The organism is Crossiella sp. SN42 (assembly GCF_023897065.1).
Taxonomy (GTDB): domain Bacteria; phylum Actinomycetota; class Actinomycetes; order Mycobacteriales; family Pseudonocardiaceae; genus Crossiella.
Genome location: NZ_JAMHIV010000001.1, coordinates 564,230 through 580,647, shown reverse-complemented (window position 1 = coordinate 580,647; position 16,418 = coordinate 564,230). Strand labels below are relative to the sequence as shown.

The window sequence follows — 16,418 nt, the reverse complement described above, 5'->3', positions numbered from 1 at the left end:
CAACGTCCCACAGCCAGCAGCCATCCCGCCTGGAACTCTGGTTTCAGGGAGATCGAGATCTTCAACCCGTGCCGGGGCGGCGCCCACCTGCAGTGCATGCACTGGCCGGGCATCGACAACCTCGATGAACAGGCCCCGAGCGGGCTGCGCGGCGACACGGGATGCGCCTCCGGCGCGTTCATCCTGGAATCGCTCACCCAGTGGGACCCGGCTGGCCAGGCGGTAGAACTGCACTACTTGCTCTCCATCAGCCGCCGGTACCGAGTGATGCACCTGTGCACCCGATTCCCGGTGGGCTAGCCGCGGCCCTCCGGCGCCACGCCCGAGCCGCTGGCCGCGCGGAACCGCCCGGCCCACACCGTGTTCATCGGATACAGCCCGGCCAGCCCGGCCCCGTCGCCGACCTGCTCGCGCACGAACTCCTCCCGCGCCTCCCGCTCCACCGCCTCCCGCGCCACCTCCGCCGCCAGCTCCGCGGGCACCACCACCAGCCCCTCCGCGTCCCCGACCAGCACGTCCCCCGGCCGCACCAGCACCCCGCCACAGGCCACCGCCACCTGCGACTCCCACGGCAGGTGCCGGGTCTCCAGCTCGGCCGGATGGCCGCCGCGGTGGTACACCGGCAGGGGCAGGCCGGCGAAGGAGTCCGGGTCGACCACAGGGCCGTCGGTGACGATGCCCGCGGCGCCGCGGTGGTGGGCGCGCAGGGCCAGGATGTCCTCCAGGGTGCCCGCGCCGGGGTCCTGGCGGGCGTCGATGACCAGGACCTCGCCGGGGGCGAGCTGTTCGACGGTGCGGGCGCGGTGGTCCAGGCCGGTGGCGTCCAGGCGCCAGATGTCCTCGCGCAGGGGCAGGCAGCGCAGGGTGCGGGCCACGCCGACCAGGCGGAGGTCGGCCCGGGTGGGGCGTACGCCGGTGATGAGGTGGTTGCCGACGCCGTGCTGGCGCAGCTGCGCGGCGACCGTGGCGGTGCGGACCTCGCGGAAGCGGGCGGCGGTCTCCGCAGCGAGCGGTGGGCCGCCGGGGCCGTGCGCGGCCAGGCGTTCCCGGTGGCCGAAGACGGGTTGCGCGCCTGGCACGCCAAGGGGTTCGGGGTCCTGGTCGATCCGGGTGCGCAATGGCGGGCAGCCGGTGAGGGTGACCTCGATCCGGTCGCCGGGCTCGACCAGCGGGACGCCCGCCGGGGCGCCGGTGAGGATGAGGTCGCCGGGTTCCAGGGTGAGGGTGCGGGACAGATCCGCGACCAGGTAAGCGAAATCGAAGATCAGCTCGGCGGCGGTGGCCCGCTGCGCCAGCTCGCCGTTGACGTGGCAGGTGAGCTCCAATCCGGGAATGTCGGCCGCTCGTATGTCCACAAAGGACTGTCCTATTGGGGTGGAGCCGTCGGAACCGTTGCTGCGCAAGGACGAGCCTTCGTCGGCGGCATGCAGGTCGAAGACGGTGAGCTCCAGGGCCGGGGTGAGCCAGCCGATGTGGTCGAGGGCCTCGGCCTCGGTGACTCGGCGGGCGGGTCTGCCGATCACCAGCCCGATCTGCGCCGCCGCACCGAAGGCCACACAACCCTGCGGCCGCAGCACCACCGCGTCGTCGCCGGTCAGCGAGGTGGCCGGTTTGAGGTAGTAGGCGGGGTGCGCGGGCGCGCCGCCGAACTCCGCCGCGCGGCCGCGGTGGTTGAGCCGGACCGCGATGACCTTGCCGGGGCGCGGGACTAGCGGACCGTCGGCGGCAGCGGACATGGGCAGACCCTTCCTCATGGCGGTGAGTGCAGGGTCTACGCAGCTTCCTACTCCGGCAGGACGCCGGGCAATGGCGGACTCGCCATACTTCACCAAGCAACCACTGTCGGATCCGACATCCGCGCCGGGAGGCCGCATGACGGCCCGCGTCACACTCGCCGAACTGGTCGAGGTGCTGGGCCCGGCCGTGCTCAGCGTGGTGTGCGCGCCACGCGGCCTGGACCGCCCGGTCAGTGCGCCCGAACTGCTGGACATCGCCGACCCCGCCCCGGTCGAGCCTGGTGCGCTGCTGCTGGGCATCGGACTGGCCCCAAGCCAGGACGGGCTGAGCACGGCGATCCGGCGGGCCGCGGCCGGGCAGGCGGCCGGGTTGGTGATCAAGAGCAGGGGCCTGTCGCTGGCGGAGGTGCGCGCGGTGGCCGAGCAGGCCGGGCTCGCGGTGCTGGACGCGGCCGCGGAGATGCCCTGGCCGCGGTTGCAGGTGCTCTGCGGCGCGGTGCTGCGCTTCGGGCCGGCCAGCGCGGCCGGTATCGGCCCGCCACTGGCCACCGTGCCCACCGGCGACCTGTTCGCGCTGGCCAACGCCACCGCGGCACTGGCGGGCGGCGCGGTGGCGATCATGGACACCGACCACGTGATCCTGGCCTACTCCAGCCTGGACGGTCAGCGCATCGACGAGACCCGGCGGCGCGGCATCCTGCTCCGCCGGGTGCCCGAGGACGCCCTGCCCTACCACCTGCTGGCCGAGGTGTGGAACAGCCAGGAACCGGTCCGGCTGGCCCGGCCCGGCGACATGGTCCGCTTCGGCCTGGTCATCCGGGCGGGTCCGGCGGTGCTGGGCTCGATCTGGGTCGCGGTGGAGGACGACGCCGACCTGTCCCGGTGCGCGCCCGCGCTGCACGAGGCCGCGAAACTGGCCGCGCTGCACCTGGTGCGGCTGCGCCGCCAGGCCGACGCCGACCAGGACCGCCGCAACGCCGTCCTGGGCTCGGCCCTGGACGGCGCGGGCGAGGCCGCCGGGCTCGAACTGCCCGCGCACCTGCTCGCGCTGGCCCCGCCGGTGGCCGCCGACCCGATCCAGCGCAGGCTCACCGGCAGCCAGCTGGTCGACCTGGCGGTGTTGGCCGGGCGCGCCATCGGCATCGAGATCGCCGCGACCGTGGCCCGGGACCGGCTGTACCTGCTGCTGCCCGGCGGCCACGCCCAGGCCACCATCTTCGCCAGGCAGCTGCTCGACCGCGCCGGGGCCAGCCTGCGCACCCCGGCCCGCGCGGTGCTGGGCCCCGCGGTGACCACCCCGGCCCAGCTGCCCGCCCAGCGCGCCGACGCCGACGCCGCGCTGGACCACTTGCGCGACAACGAGATCACCGGCCTGGTCGAGCTGGACTCGGTACGCACCCAACTGGTGCTGCACCGCCTGGCCACCCTGGTCCGCGCCCGCCCCGACCTGCGCACCGGCCTGGCCGAGCGCATCCGCGACCACGACGAGCGCGGCGGCGCCGACTACGCCCGCACCCTGCTCACCTACCTGCGCGCCGCCGGCGACATCAGCGCGGTCGCGGAAACCCTGCACCTGCACCAGAACACCGTCCGCCAGCGCCTGCGCCGCGCCGAGGAGCTCTTCGAGCTGAACCTGGCCGACCCGGAGCTGCGCCTGACCCTGTGGCTGGAACTGGCCGCCGATCTTCCACCCGGACGCGGCCGCGAGACCCACACGGAGTGAACTCGCGGTCAAATCGGCAATTGTAAGACAGTTATTACAACTGCCCGCGATCAGCGATTACTGCTTTCGGTCTATACACTCCCCCCGATGTGTGCAGCGATTGCGTGCGACAATTTGCGTGTTGTCGTGGATTTTTTCCAAGAGGGGGATGTGGCATGCCACAACGCAGGTGGGAAGCTGATCCGGCGGCCGTGTTGAACCGGAGATGGGGAAGGTCACCGGGAGATCTCGGCACGACCAGCGGGGAGAACAGTTGTCCGGACATATGGGAACTGGACAACGGTGATGTCGCGGTGATCGGGCGGGACCTCACCGAAGCGCACCGATCGCGGCTGCCGGCCGGAGTGTCCATTGCGGAGGATGAGCGACTCGTGGTCATTCCGCGGATTACCATGCTGGCCGCGAAGGGGGATATTCCCGATGCGTGAACTGCTCGCCGGCGCACACTGCGCCGAGCTGACGCTGGCGGAGTTCAACCGGCTCTCCGAACGGGACATGGGACGGATCGGGCCGCCAGGCTTCTGGAAGCTGGAACGGCAGCAGAGCTTCGCCGAACCGGACAACGACAGCTGGGTGGCCTTCGACCGCGGCGACTGGGCCGAGGCGCTGCGGCTGGTGGCGCGGAAACGGGACGGGTTCCTGGACTACTACCGGCGGGCCGCGGCCCGTGGGTCGCGGTACTGGCGGGTCCGGGTGGTGGAGTCGCCGCTGACCCCCTACCTGCGCTGGGAGCTGGAGGTGCTGCGCCTGCGGGCGGCCTGCGGCGCCCGGATCCGGGTGGTCGGGCCGGAGCAGGTCGAGCCGTTCGAGCGGGCCGGGCCGCTGCCGGAGGTCTTCACCGTGGGCGCGGAGGTGATGTACGAGGCGGTCTACGACCAGCAGGGCAGGCTGGCCGGTGGCAGGCGGTTCACCGACCGCGACCTCATCCGGCGCTGCCAGCGGCTGATCCAGGACCTGTACGACACGGGGGAGGAGCTGGCGGCCTTCTTCGACCGGGAGGTCGCCCGGCGCCGCATGCCGTGCGGAGGCTGACCCGGTGAGCCACGGTGGGCCGGGGGAGCAGGACCGGGCACGGCCGGAGAACCGGGCTGAGCTGTCCGGTCCGGCCGCGGAGGTGGTGCAGGCCGGCGCGGTGCACGGCGGGGTGCACTTCCACGGCGCACCCCGGCCCCCGGGTCCCATGCCGAGGCAGCTGCCGGGCGAGGTGCGCGGCTTCGTCAACCGGCAGCCGGAGCTGGACCGGCTCACCCAGATCCTCACCGGCGACCCGGACGAGCCGGCCGCGGCCGGGCTGCTGGTGCTCACCGGCACCGCGGGCGTGGGCAAGACCTCGCTGGCGCTGCACTGGGCGCACCGGGTGCGCGAGCGGTTCCCGGACGGCCAGCTGTACGTGAACCTGTGCGGCTACGACCCCGGTCCGCCGGTGACCGCCGGGCAGGCGCTGGACCGGTTCCTGCGCGCGCTCGGCGTTCCGGTCACCGGCATCCCGGCCGGGGTGGAGGACCGCGCCGCGCTGTACCGATCGCTGCTGTCCGACCAGCGGGTGCTGGTGCTGCTGGACAACGCGGCCACCCCGGCCCAGGTCCGGCCGCTGCTGCCGGGCACCGCGGCGAGCCTGGTGGTGGTCACCAGCCGGAGCAGGCTGTCCGGGCTGGTGGCCAGGGACGGGGCCTGGCGGGTGCCGGTGGACGTGCTGCGTGAGGCGGACGCGGTCTCGTTGCTGCGCAAGGTCACCGCGGGCTACCGCGCCGAGGACGAGGCCGCCGAGCTGGCCCGGCTGTGCGCCCGGTTGCCGCTGGCGCTGCGCATCGCCGCCGAACGCGCGGCCAGCCGTCCGCACCGGCGGCTGGCCGAGCTGATCGACGACCTCAGGGACGAGTCCGGGCTGTGGGACGCGCTGACCGCGGACAACGACGAGGAGGCCGATGCCGTGCGCACCGTCTTCGCCTGGTCCTACCGAGCCCTCGGGGCTGAGGCGGCCCGGCTGTTCCGGCTGCTGGGCCTGTGCCCGGCCGGGGAGTTCAGCGACGCGGCGGCGGCCGCGCTGGCCGGCACGGAGCTGGCGCAGGCCCGCCGGCTGCTGGACGTGCTGGCCGGGGCGCACCTGATCGAACAGGGCCCCGGCGACCGGTACCGCTTCCACGACCTGCTCCGCGCCTACGCCACCGACCAGGCGCAGCGGATGGAGCGCGAGGCGACCCGGCTGGCCGCGCTGACCCGGTTGTGCCTGTGGTACCTGCGCACCACCGATGCCGCGGTCGCCGTGCTGGCCCCGTTCGCCGCGCGGACCCCGCTGCCCGAGCAGGCGCTGACCACCCCGTCGCCGCGGTTCGCCACCGAAGCCGACGCGCTGCGCTGGTTCGCCGAGGAGCGCGCCGCGCTGGTGGCGATGACCCGGCTCGCCGCCGACCACGGCCTGCCAGAGCCGGCCTGGCGGCTGGCCGCGCTGCTGCGCGAGTTCTACCAGCACCGCAACATGTTCGACGACTGGATCGACACCGCGCGGACCGGCCTGGAGGCGGCCAGGCGGCTCGGCGACCGGGCAGGCGAGGCCGAGACCCTGACCAGCCTCGGCGTGGCCTACCTGCAGAGCGGACGGCTGGCCGAGAGCGCGGACTGCCACCGCGCCGCACTCGCCCTGCGCCGGGACGCAGGCGATGAACACGGCGCCGCCCGGTCGATCAACTCCCTGGGCCTGCTGGCGCTGCGCCAGCGACGGCTGACTGAGGCCAGGTCGCAGTTCGAGCGCGGGCTCGCCGCGTTCGAAGCGCTGGGTGAGCGGCGCTGGGCCGCGGTGCTGCGCGGCAACCTCGGCGACGCCTGCCTGGAGGAAGGCGACCTCGACCAGGCCGCCGACCACCTGACCAGGGCCTTGGCCGTCTACACCGATCTTGACGACCAGGTGAGCCGGGGCAACGCGCTGCACCTGCTGGCCAGGGCGCACCGGGAGCGCGGCCGGCTCGGCGAGGCCAGGACCGCGATCGAGGAGGCCCTGGAGATCGCGCGGCAGGCGGACAACCAGGCGTGGCAGGCGCACTGGCTGATCGAGCTGGCCCGCCTCCAGGTGGCCGAGGGCGCCGCCGAGCTCGCCCTGACCTCTTGTCAGCACGCCGTGACCATCCAGCGCCAGCTCGGCGACCAGGCCCGGGAGGCGGTCGCGCTCAACGCCACCGGCGAGGCCTACCGCGCGCTGGGCCGCCCGGCCGAGGCGGTGCGCTTCCACCAGGTCGCCGCGGTCACCCAGCGCAGACTCGGCGAGGACTGGCAGCTGGCGGTCACCCTGGCCAACCTGGCCGACGCGCACGCCGAGACCGACCCGCCCGGCGACCCCGTTCCGCTGTGGACGGACGCGCTGACCAACCTGGACCGCTTCGCTGACCAGCGCGCGGCGGCGATGCGCGAGCGGATCAGGGCGCGGCTGGCGCAGTGGCCGGAACGGACTCGGTGATCCAGATCGGCGCGTCCGCACACCGCACCCGCAGGCCCTCGGCAGGCGTCAGGCTGGTGCGCAGCAACCGGATCCGCACTCCGTCCACTTCGGCCACCGGCCCGCGCCCAGGCCCCATGAACCGGTGGGTGCGCACCTGGTTGTGCACGGCGGCCGCGGTGTCCGACCAGTCGACCTCGCCGAAGTCCGGACCCAGCGGCCCGGCGTAGGAGGCGCCGGTCTCCGGCTGCGGCTCGCCGGGATGGCCCGCGACCACCCGGTCCAGCGCGGTGGTCAGCAGCCTGGTCAGCACCGGCCGGGTCAGCTGCCACAGACCGGCCGCGGTCACCTCCTCCGCCAGCGGAATGCCGCCCTGGCTGGCCAGCACCGGCCCGGTGTCGAAACCCTCGTCCATCCAGTGCACGGTCAGCCCGATATCGGGGTCGCCATTCCGGATGGCGTGCAGCAGCGGCGCGGGACCGCGATAACGTGGGAGTAGCGACGGATGGATGTTGATAGCGCCCAGTCGGGTCATCTTGCGTACCGCGGCGGTAATTTTCCAAGAGAAACCGTAAACAACCAGAAGGTCCGGATGGTGACCGGCGATGCTTTTCGCCAGTCCCCGGGCGCTGCCCGGGAGAATGAGGTCCATGCCCGGCGGCAGCGCGTCGGTGATTTCCGCGACCGCTTTCGCACTGCCCGGATCGGTGGGAGTCCCGGGTTTGAGGGAACGTGAGTAGGCGTAGGCGACCGGGAGGTGGCCGCCGCGCGCACAGGTCTCGTGCAGGGCGGCGAACCGGTCGGCGGAAAAGGAGATGAGAACGATTCGCAGTGGCGCGTCCACACCACCCATGCTCGCACTCCCGGCCGGGTGCTCAGCTGACCGCGAAGGCGTGCAAGGTGTTCACCGCGTCCCACAACCAGGCCGCGTGCTCATAGACCAACCGCCGGTCCTCGGACGGGTCCGGCAGTTCCCCGGCGGTCAGCAGTTCCGGGGTGCGGGCCGCGGCGTAGGCGATCCGCAGGTTCAGCAGCACCGAGCTCCACTGCCGCACCGCCTCCGGGTCCACCGCCACCGTGATCAACCCGTACTGGTCCTCCAGCGTGGCCAGGGTGGCGGTGATGCCGTCCTGGAGCCAGGCGAGGAACTCCGGTTCGTGCCAGAGCTGGATCTCCGGGGGCTCGTCCGGGTCCAGCAGGCCGGTGCGCAGCAGGGTGGCCAGGGCCGGGTCCGCGGGCGGGGCGCAGGGCATGGGCAGGCCGAGCCGGTCGCCGAGGGGGTAGTCGGTGGAGTACTCGGCGGTGCGGCGGTCCAGCAGCTCGCGCAGCAGGATCAGCCGGGCGTGCAGCCAGCGGATGCGCTGCGGCTGGGTGATGCCGACGAAACGGCCGCCAGCGCGTCCCCAGCGGATCACCCGTTCCACCCCCGTCGGCCATGGTCAGTACCGCCGGACGTTACCCGTTTGGGTTGTCGGCCCGGAGTGAAGGGAGCCGGGTGCCGGACAGGTTGCCCGCCTCAGCCCTGCTGGCTGGTCAGTTCGAGGTAGCCGAGGCCGTCGAGCAGCCCGCCGGGCGCGGTGGTCACGCGCACCTCGAACAGCCAGCCCGCGCCGTAGGGCTCCTGCCGGATGAGTCCCGGCCGGTCGAGCACGAACTGGTTGACCCCGGTCACCGTGCCGGTCACCGGGGCGAACAGGTCCCCGCACCAGTGGCGAGTGGCCAGCAGACCACACGGATCCCGTTGGCGCACCAGGCTGCCGGGTCCGGGCAGGGACAGCTGGCGCAGGCCGGTGAGCCGTTCGGCGAAGCACGCCGTGAGACCGATCCGCGCGGTGTCGCCGTCGAAGCGGACCCAGTTGTGGTCGGAGGTGAAGTGCACCGCCTCGAAATCAGTGGACGCGGCCATACCGGTAGGGATCGACCGATCCCGGCCACATCTTGAGCCGTGGCCGGGATGGCCCGACAAAAGTCTGGTGACCACCCGACGGAGTTCGGGTCCGGGCGACGACGGCCCCGTTTCTCGCGGCTGTTGGCGCCGCTCGCCGCCAGGACGCGCCGGCGGTGAGCACGGCCTGGCTGATCGGGGTGGCGCGGCACAAGCTGGTCGACCACTGGCGAGCCAGGCAACGCGAGCAGCGGGGGCTCGCGGATCTGCACCGGGAGACCGTCGATCAGACCGATCCGTGGGAGACCGAGCTGGACGCGCTGGACGTCAAGTGGGTACTGGCGCGGCTCAGCGCCCAGCACCGGGCCGCGCTGACCTTGCGCTATCTGGACGGCCTGCCCGTCGTGGAAGTCGCCGGACACCTCGGCCGCACCGTGCACGCCACGGAATCGCTGCTGGTGCGGGCGCGCAACGCGTTCCGGCGCGTCTACCAGGGACAGGAGGGTGGCCATGGCTGATCCGTTCGACGCCCTCCACGAGCCGGTACGTCCGCTCGCCCCGGATCCGCGGTTCGCCGCCGAGCTCCGCGCCCGCCTGGAGAACGCGATTCTCGAACCGGATGGAGGAACCATGCCAACGACCCAAGCGACGGTGACGAGCACCGTCACCCCCTGCCTGCGGGTGTCCGACCTGGCACGCGCGATCGAGTTCTACCGCGCCGTCTTTGGTGCGGTTCGACACGCCGAGCACGAGGACGGCACGGTCGACATCGCCATCGGGAACTCGGTGATCTCGGTGGTCCAGTCGGCCGAAGCCGGTCCCGGCTCCGCACTGCGCATCGCCGAGTCCTATGTGGACGGTCTGATCGGCAGGCTCGTCGAACACGGCGGGCAGCCGGTGGGAGCGACCACGGTCCGGGACCCGTTCGGTCACCAGTGGACGGTGACCTCGGTCGAGCAGGTGCGACCGGCGCACGGGGAGGTGGGCAACTTCACCCTCACCGTGGACGACGACGAGGCCGCGAAGGAGTTCTACGGCGGCGTCTTCGGCTGGCGGTTCGAGCCGGGGCAGGTCGCCCGCGCCTGGGGCGTCGAGGGCGCCGGCCTGACCATGGCCGGTCTGTGGGGCGGTCAGCGGCAGAGCGGCTGGCGGCCGATGTACGCCGTCGACGACATCGAGGCGGCCACGCGCGCCGTGCGCGGGCATGGCGGCCAGGCCTCCGCGCCGAAGCGGGGGTCCTACGGGATCACCGCGGAGTGCGCCGACAACCAGGGCATCGAGTTCTGGCTGTGGCAGCGCGCCTGAGCGTGGCCGGCTCAGAACGTGACCGGCAGGGCGTAGAGGGCGCGGATGATCGGGCTGGGCCACCAGCGCAGCCGGTCCACCGGCTCGGCCAGCGCCAGGTCGGGGAACCGGCGCAGCAGCGCACCGAGCAGGGTGGCGCCCTGGAGCCGGGCCAGCGCGGCGCCAAGGCAAGCGTGCCTGCCGCGGCCGAAAGCCAGGTGGTCCTCGGGATTCCGGTCCAGCCGGAAGGTGTCCGGGTCGGTGAACTGCTCGGCGTCCAGGTTGGCCGCCAGGATCGACAGCAGCACGGGTTCGCCGGGCATCAGGTCCTGGCCGCCCAGGCGCATCGGTTCGGTGGGGAAGCGCCAGCTGACGTTGCGCACCGGGCAGTCCCGGCGCAGCGACTCCTCGACGAAGCCGGCCAGCTGGGCCTCGTCCGCGCGGATCCGGGCGGCGAGCTCGGGGTGGGTGAGCGCGGCCAGGACCGAGTTGCCGACCAGGGCTGTGGTGGTCTCGTGCCCGGCGATGAGGATGAGGAAGGCGGTGGAGGTCAGCTCGTCGTCGGTCATCGCGCCGCGGTGCCGGCTCTGGATCATGTGGCTGATCAGGTCATCGCCCGGCTCGGCCTTCTTGCGCGCCAGCAGGTCCGCCAGGTACGCGTCGATCGCGTCGGTGGCCGCGAGCAGGTCCTCGCGGTCGGTGGCGTCGGAGGCGTCGATGACGGCGGCCTGGCGCTGGAGCTTGGCGCGGTCCTCGGCCGGCACGCCGATGAGGTCGCAGATGATCGTGGTGGACAGCGGGTAGGCCAGGTCGTTGACGATGTCGGCCTGACCGCGCGGTGCGATGCGGTCCAGCAGCTCGTCGGTGACCTGCCGGACGCGGATCTCCAACTGGTGCAGGCGTTCTGTGCTGAACATGCCGCTGGCCAGCCGTCGCAGGTCCTGGTGCCGGGGCGGGTCGGCGTTGGTCATGTGCTGGGCCAGCGACGGCCGGTGGTCCAGCGGCAGGCCCATGCCCGAGTTCCGCCAGAACGGGCAGCCGCGCGCCGGGTCCTTCGCCAGCCGCGGGTCGGTCAGGGCCGCGTGCACATCGGCGTAGCGGGTGACCAGCCAGGCGGACAGGCCGGCCGCGAACTCCACCCGGTGCACCGGCGAGTGCCGCTGGAGCCAGTGGTAGGCCGGGGCCGGGTCCGCGTCGAACTCGGGTCCGTGGAGCTGTGGTGGCTGGGAATCGCCGGATGCCATGAGGAGCCCTCTCGGTGGGCATCTTGCTGACCGGACCTCGCGGCCACCACTATCGCACGTGGGCCGCACCGGTCCGGCTGAGTCCGAAGTGGACGAGAGGACAAGAACGCGTGCCGGAGTTGGTCTGCGGTCGGCAGGGCGGCTGGCGCGAGTGCCGGATGCGGTTGCCGGGCAAGCGAAAACGGCACCGGCCCTCGCGCCGCCTGAACCTCAGCCGGTCCGGGCCCCGAACCAGCGGGTGAGCGCCGTGGTCAGCACCGCGGGGTCGGACCCGGCCCAGCACACGTGCCCGTCCGGCCGGAGCAGCACCGCGGCCGCGCCCGGGTCCTCGGCGGTCTTGGCCGTGACCTCCTCGACCCGGTCGGTCCAGCCCTCGGCGGTGACCTCGGTCCGGTCGTCGAAGCGCAGCAGCAGGCCGCGGCCGGTGTGGGTGAGCGCGGAGACCCGGTCCGCGCCGCCGGTGGTCACCAGGTCCAGGTCGGGCATCCGGCGGCCGGTCAGCGGGTGGTCCGCGCCGGCCAGGTCGTAGCGGATGTCCAGGCCGGAGATCATGCCGGAGAGGTGCCGGTTGACCTCGGGCAGGCGCATCAGCTCGGCCATCAGCGCGCGCAGCTCTCCCACGCCCGCACCGCCCTCCGGGTTGAGCAGCACGCCCTGGGCCTGGGTGTTGGCGAGCACGCCGGCCGCGACCGGGTGGCGCTCGCTCTGGTAGGTCTCCAGCAAGTCCGCAGGAGCCCAGCCGTGCAGTTGGGCGGCGAGCTTCCAGCCCAGGTTCATCGCGTCCTGGATGCCCAGGTTGACGCCCTGGCCGCCGACCGGCAGGTGGATGTGCGCGGCATCCCCGGCGAAGAACACCCGGCCCTGGCGGTAGCTCTCCAGCTGGCGGGAGGCGTCGGAGAACCGGGAGGCGGCGCGGATCGCGGTCAGCTCGGCGCTGGGCCCGTACACCGCGAGCAGCGCGGCCCGCACCTCCGCCTCGGTGACCGGCTGCTCGCGCGGCGGGTTCGGGTCCGCGATGCTGCCGAAGATGAACCGGAAGACGTTGTCGCCCAACGGGTGCAGCACGGTCCAGTAGCCGTTGGCCGCGCGGATGCGCTCGCTGAAGTGGCGCCTGCCCTCGGCCAGGGTGTCCGGGTGCGCGGCCAGCACCACGTCGGCGACCACCGAGCGGGCGGTGGCGGCCTGGCCGGGGAAGGGCAGGCCGAGCAGCTTGCGCACCGTGCTGTGCGCGCCGTCGCAGGCCACCACGTACTCGGCGGACAGGGTGCGGCCGGTGTCGGTGCTGACCTGGACGTCGTGCGCGGTCTGGCCGACCTCGACCACCGCCGTGCCGCGCAGCACCGTGCCGCCGCGCGCGCTGACCCGCTCTTCCAGGAAGCCCTCCAGCCTGCCCTGGGAGACCGGCACCGGCACGGGGTAGCGCGTCTGCCACGGCGTGCAGTCCAGCGGCACCGGCAACCCGGCGAAGTGCCCGCCCAGCAGCCCGGTCAGCGGCACGCCGGCCAGCAGCGGCGCGAGCAGTCCGCGCAGGTCCAGCACCTCGGCGGTGCGCGGCTGCAGGCTGTCCGCCCTGGACTGGACGTTCGCCCTGGGCAGTCGCTCCACCACCACCGTCGACACCCCGGCCACCAGCAGTTCGTGCGCCAGCATCAGACCGGTCGGCCCGGCCCCCACGACGATCACCTGAGTTCGCATGACTCTCCCTCGAAAAGGTCCACTCGGTAGAAAGATATACCAGGTTTACTTATCGCCCGGGTGTACGAGTTGGCTAGGATGGGCCGGTGAGTGAGCCAACGGGACTGCGCGAGCGCAAGAAGCAGCGGACACGCGAAGCCATCGCGGAGGCCGCGATCGCGTTGTTCCTGGAACGCGGCTTCGACCAGGTCTCCGTCGCCGACGTGGCCGCCGCCGCCGAGGTGTCCAAGCGCACCCTGTTCAAGTACTTCCCCAGCAAGGAAGACCTGGTGGTGCAACGCTTCGCCGACCACCAGGACGAGTCGGCCCGCCACGTGCGCGCCCGGAAACCGGGGGAGTCCCCGCTGGCCGCGCTGCACCGCGGCTGGCTGGACGCGCTACGCCGCCAGGACCCGATCAGCGGCCTGTGCGACGAGCCGGAGGTGGTCCGCTTCTACCAGTTGATCACCGGCACGGAGAGCCTGACCGCACGGCTGCGCCGGTTCGCCGAGCAGTCGGAGGCGATGCTGGTGGCGGCCCTCACCGAGGCCGGCTATCCGCCCCGGCGGGCGCAGTTCGTGGCGGTGCAGTTCGGGGCGCTGGAGGTGATGCTGATGCAGGAGAACTCACGGGCGATCGCCTCGGGGCGCTCGGCGGCGGAGGTGTACCCGGAGGCGGAGGCGGCGCTGGCGGAGGCGTTCGAGCTGCTGCGACACGGGGCCGAGCATGGCGACTGAGGATCTGGCCGGTTCGGGGCCGGAGCATCAGCACACCGCCACCCCGGCCCTGGCCCTGCGGAAGCAGCTCCGCGGCACTGGCCACCATCCTCTCCGCGCGGGTGCCGCACGTGCCCGCACCGCCCGACAAACCCTTCGCCACCCCACCCGGCGGCCAGGCCCAGCCCGCGATCACCGCCTACGGCGCGCTGCTGGGCGGCATGGCCCTGGCCGCACCGGTGCTCCTGGTGGCATTGCTGGTGCCAGGCGGCTCGTGGCTGGCGCTGCCGCTGGGCGTGGTGTGGGCGGGGTTGGCGGCTGAGGCCGGTGCGGCGCTGGGCGCCGAGCCGCCTCCAACCTCGAGCCCGCGTGTCCCCACGCTGATTCCGCCACCGGAACCGGAAATCGGGCCTCGACAGCTCCGGTGCCGGGGGCGCGCGGTGCTCTGTCCACCAAAGTGAGACCTGGGGCGGGCCTCGCCCGCGTGTTTCGATCAGGGGCATGAGGGAAAAGCTCGTCCGCGCTGCCCGGGAGGTGGCCGCGGTGGCCAGGGCGCACGCCGAGGCAGGGCGCGGGTGTGCTGGCGCCGGAGGTGCTGGCCGAGTACGCGCGCACGGACCTGCTGCGGCTGGGGCTGGCCGAGGATGTCGGGGGTCCCGAGGTCGATCCGATGACCATCGTGCTGGCCATCGCCGCGGTGGCCGAGGGCGACGCCTCCGCCGCCTGGTACGCGGCGGTGTCCTCGGCGAACTCGGTGTTCAGCCACTACCTGGGTGAGCACGCCGCCCGTGAGGTCTTCGCCGGGACCGCGCCCGTCGGCAGTTCCGGGCTGCCCCAGGGCAGTGGCGAGCTCACCGACGACGGACTGATCGTCCACTCTGGACAGTGGCCGTGGGGATCGGCGGGCGCGGTGGCTTCCTGGATGGGCTTCGGCATGGTGGTCGACGGCCGGATGCTGCTCGGGTTCGTGCCTGCGGGCCAGTTCTCCGTGGTGGACAACTGGGACGCGCACGGCATGCGCGCGACCGCCTCCGGCGACTTCACCGTCCACCCCGGCACCCTGGTGCCCGCGCACCGCCTGCTGGACACCAGCGCGTGGCGGCCGCGGACCGGCGCCGCGCTGTCCCGCTTCCCGGTCACCGTGCACGCCGCGCTCGGCTTCGCCGCCACCGCGCTGGGCAACGCCGCCGGCGCGGTGGCCGACTACCTCGCGCTGGCCGGTCCGGGGTCGAGCGGTCCGGAGCTGGCCGTGGTCGAGCTGGCCAGGGCCGAGGCCCGGCTGCACGCCGCGCGCGCCTTCCTGCTGGAGGCGGTGGCCGAGCTCTGGGACGAGGCGGTGGCGGGGCGAGCGCCTGCCAGGGAACAGCGCGCTCGGGCCCGGCTGGCGCTGGCGCACGCCACCGCCGAGGCCACCGCGGTGGTCGACGCGGTCTACCCGCTCGGCGGCGGCGCGGTCGTCCGGCGGGACAACCCCCTGCAGCGGCGGCTGCGCGACGCGCACGTGATCACCCAGCAGGTGCAGGTGAGCAGCCGGATCTACCCACTGTACGGGCGGATCCGCCTCGGCCTCGGTCTTGAACCCAGTGGCTGGCAACTGGCGATCTAGGGGGCGGCGATGACACAGCTGGTGTGGGGCTACCTCCGGGAGTACGAGCGGGAACGCGAGGACATCCTGGCGGCCGTGGACACGGTCTTCCGCTCCGGGACCCTGGTGCTGGGGCCCAGCGTGCGCGAGTTCGAGCGCGAGTTCGCCACCTTCCTCGGCCGCCCGTACTGCGCGGGCGTGGACAACGGCACCAACGCCCTGGTGCTCGCCCTGCGCGCGCTCGGCGTGGGCCCCGGCGACGAGGTGGTCACCGTGGCCAACACCGCCGCGCCCACCATCGTGGCCATCGACGCCGTCGGCGCGGTCCCGGTGTTCGTCGACGTGCACCCCGGCACCGCCCTCATGGACGTCAGCCAGGTGCCCGCCGCGCTCACCGCACGGACCAGGTGCCTGCTGCCAGTGCACCTCTACGGCCAGTGCGCGGACCTGGAGGCGCTCAACGAGATCGCCGCCGCGCACGGGCTGCCCATCCTGGAGGACTGCGCGCAGGCCCACGGCGCCCGGCAGCGCGGCAGGTTCGCCGGATCCCTCGGCGCCGCGGCCGCCTTCTCCTTCTATCCCACCAAGGTGCTCGGCGCCTACGGTGACGGCGGCGCCGTGGTCACCGCCGATCCCGGGGTCGACGCGGCGCTGCGGCGGCTGCGCTACTACGGGATGGCCGAGCAGTACCACGTGGTGAGCACGCCAGGGCACAACAGCCGCCTGGACGAGGTGCAGGCGGAGATCCTGCGCCGCAAGCTGCGGCGCCTGCCGGACTACCTCGCCGCCCGGCGCGCGATCGCCTGCCGCTACGCCGAGGCCCTGCGGGAGACCGACCTGCGCCTGCCGGAGCTCGCACCGGGCAACGACCACGTCTACTACCTCTACGTGGTGCGCCATCCCCGGCGCGAGGAGATCCTGCGACGCCTGCGGGAGAAGGACATCGCGCTGTCGGTGAGCTACCGGTGGCCCGCGCACCTGCAGCGCGGCCTGGCCCACCACGGCAACGGACCCGGTTCGCTGCCGGTCACCGAGGCGCTTGCCGAGGAGATCTTCTCGCTGCCCATGTACCCGTCACTGGCCAGGAACGAGCAGGATCGGGTGATCGACGCCCTGCACACCGTCCTGGCCGGGATCTGAGGCC

General features: G+C 73.1%; 16 protein-coding genes and 1 pseudogene. 11 read left to right on the top strand and 6 right to left on the bottom strand.

Annotated elements, in window-relative coordinates; all coding sequences use genetic code 11:
* The first annotated feature begins 96 nt into the window (after positions 1-96).
* Positions 97-300, top strand: a complete 204-nt coding sequence (locus M8C13_RS02550; protein ID WP_252478775.1) for a hypothetical protein — start codon at positions 97-99, stop codon at positions 298-300.
* On the opposite strand, the gene M8C13_RS02545 is transcribed toward M8C13_RS02550, so the two are convergent.
* Positions 297-1,736, bottom strand: coding sequence for a fumarylacetoacetate hydrolase family protein (locus M8C13_RS02545; RefSeq protein ID WP_252478774.1), 1,440 nt, complete (start codon positions 1,734-1,736; stop codon positions 297-299). The genes M8C13_RS02550 and M8C13_RS02545 overlap by 4 nt on opposite strands.
* Before the next feature lie 136 nt (positions 1,737-1,872).
* On the opposite strand from M8C13_RS02545, the gene M8C13_RS02540 reads away from it, so the two are divergent.
* From M8C13_RS02540 to M8C13_RS02525, 4 genes are all read left to right on the top strand, one after another.
* A complete protein-coding gene (locus tag M8C13_RS02540; protein WP_252478773.1) occupies positions 1,873-3,459 on the top strand; it encodes a CdaR family transcriptional regulator in 1,587 nt (528 codons plus the stop codon).
* Between the two features lie 155 nt (positions 3,460-3,614).
* Positions 3,615-3,887 (top strand): hypothetical protein, encoded by a 273-nt coding sequence (locus M8C13_RS02535; RefSeq protein WP_252478772.1) that lies wholly within the window; start codon positions 3,615-3,617, stop codon positions 3,885-3,887.
* Entirely contained in the window at positions 3,880-4,491 is a 612-nt protein-coding gene (locus M8C13_RS02530) for a DUF6879 family protein (RefSeq protein ID WP_252478771.1), read from the top strand. The genes M8C13_RS02535 and M8C13_RS02530 overlap by 8 nt, the downstream gene beginning before the upstream one ends.
* 4 nt (positions 4,492-4,495) lie before the next feature.
* The gene (locus M8C13_RS02525; protein WP_252478770.1) at positions 4,496-6,907 is read left to right on the top strand and encodes a tetratricopeptide repeat protein; all 2,412 of its coding nucleotides are present in this window, start codon (positions 4,496-4,498) and stop codon (positions 6,905-6,907) included.
* On the opposite strand, the gene M8C13_RS02520 is transcribed toward M8C13_RS02525, so the two are convergent.
* The 3 genes from M8C13_RS02520 to M8C13_RS02510 all read right to left on the bottom strand — a co-directional run bounded on the left by M8C13_RS02520 (position 6,867) and on the right by M8C13_RS02510 (position 8,792).
* Positions 6,867-7,730, bottom strand: a complete 864-nt coding sequence (locus M8C13_RS02520) for a methionyl-tRNA formyltransferase (RefSeq protein WP_252478769.1) — start codon at positions 7,728-7,730, stop codon at positions 6,867-6,869. The genes M8C13_RS02525 and M8C13_RS02520 overlap by 41 nt on opposite strands.
* 31 nt (positions 7,731-7,761) lie before the next feature.
* Complete coding sequence (locus M8C13_RS02515; protein WP_252478768.1) at positions 7,762-8,301, bottom strand: DUF2017 family protein; 540 nt, start codon at positions 8,299-8,301, stop codon at positions 7,762-7,764.
* A 101-nt stretch (positions 8,302-8,402) separates the two neighbouring features.
* Positions 8,403-8,792: a glycine cleavage system protein H gene (locus M8C13_RS02510; RefSeq protein WP_252478767.1), complete on the bottom strand. Its 390-nt coding sequence runs from the start codon at positions 8,790-8,792 to the stop codon at positions 8,403-8,405.
* A 98-nt stretch (positions 8,793-8,890) separates the two neighbouring features.
* Here M8C13_RS02510 and M8C13_RS02505 point away from each other — a divergent pair.
* Positions 8,891-9,289: pseudogene (locus M8C13_RS02505) on the top strand (RNA polymerase sigma factor); the annotation flags it as partial.
* A complete protein-coding gene (locus M8C13_RS02500; protein WP_252478766.1) occupies positions 9,282-10,076 on the top strand; it encodes a VOC family protein in 795 nt (264 codons plus the stop codon). The pseudogene M8C13_RS02505 and the gene M8C13_RS02500, both read left to right, overlap by 8 nt.
* Positions 10,077-10,087: 11 nt before the next feature.
* On the opposite strand, the gene M8C13_RS02495 is transcribed toward M8C13_RS02500, so the two are convergent.
* Both M8C13_RS02495 and M8C13_RS02490 read right to left on the bottom strand, forming a co-directional pair.
* Positions 10,088-11,299 (bottom strand): cytochrome P450, encoded by a 1,212-nt coding sequence (locus M8C13_RS02495; RefSeq protein ID WP_252478765.1) that lies wholly within the window; start codon positions 11,297-11,299, stop codon positions 10,088-10,090.
* 210 nt (positions 11,300-11,509) lie between these two features.
* Complete coding sequence (locus M8C13_RS02490) at positions 11,510-12,994, bottom strand: FAD-dependent monooxygenase (RefSeq protein ID WP_252478764.1); 1,485 nt, start codon at positions 12,992-12,994, stop codon at positions 11,510-11,512.
* Positions 12,995-13,080: 86 nt separating this feature from the next.
* Here M8C13_RS02490 and M8C13_RS02485 point away from each other — a divergent pair, with 86 nt between their 5' ends.
* The 4 genes from M8C13_RS02485 (at position 13,081) to M8C13_RS02470 (ending at position 16,414) form a co-directional block, all read left to right on the top strand.
* The gene (locus M8C13_RS02485; protein WP_252478763.1) at positions 13,081-13,710 is read left to right on the top strand and encodes a TetR family transcriptional regulator; all 630 of its coding nucleotides are present in this window, start codon (positions 13,081-13,083) and stop codon (positions 13,708-13,710) included.
* A gap of 110 nt (positions 13,711-13,820) precedes the next feature.
* A complete protein-coding gene (locus tag M8C13_RS02480; protein ID WP_252478762.1) occupies positions 13,821-14,150 on the top strand; it encodes a hypothetical protein in 330 nt (109 codons plus the stop codon).
* A 116-nt stretch (positions 14,151-14,266) separates the two neighbouring features.
* Complete coding sequence (locus tag M8C13_RS02475) at positions 14,267-15,295, top strand: hypothetical protein (protein WP_252478761.1); 1,029 nt, start codon at positions 14,267-14,269, stop codon at positions 15,293-15,295.
* 9 nt (positions 15,296-15,304) lie between these two features.
* Entirely contained in the window at positions 15,305-16,414 is a 1,110-nt protein-coding gene (locus tag M8C13_RS02470; RefSeq protein ID WP_252478760.1) for a DegT/DnrJ/EryC1/StrS aminotransferase family protein, read from the top strand.
* Positions 16,415-16,418 lie beyond the last annotated feature (4 nt).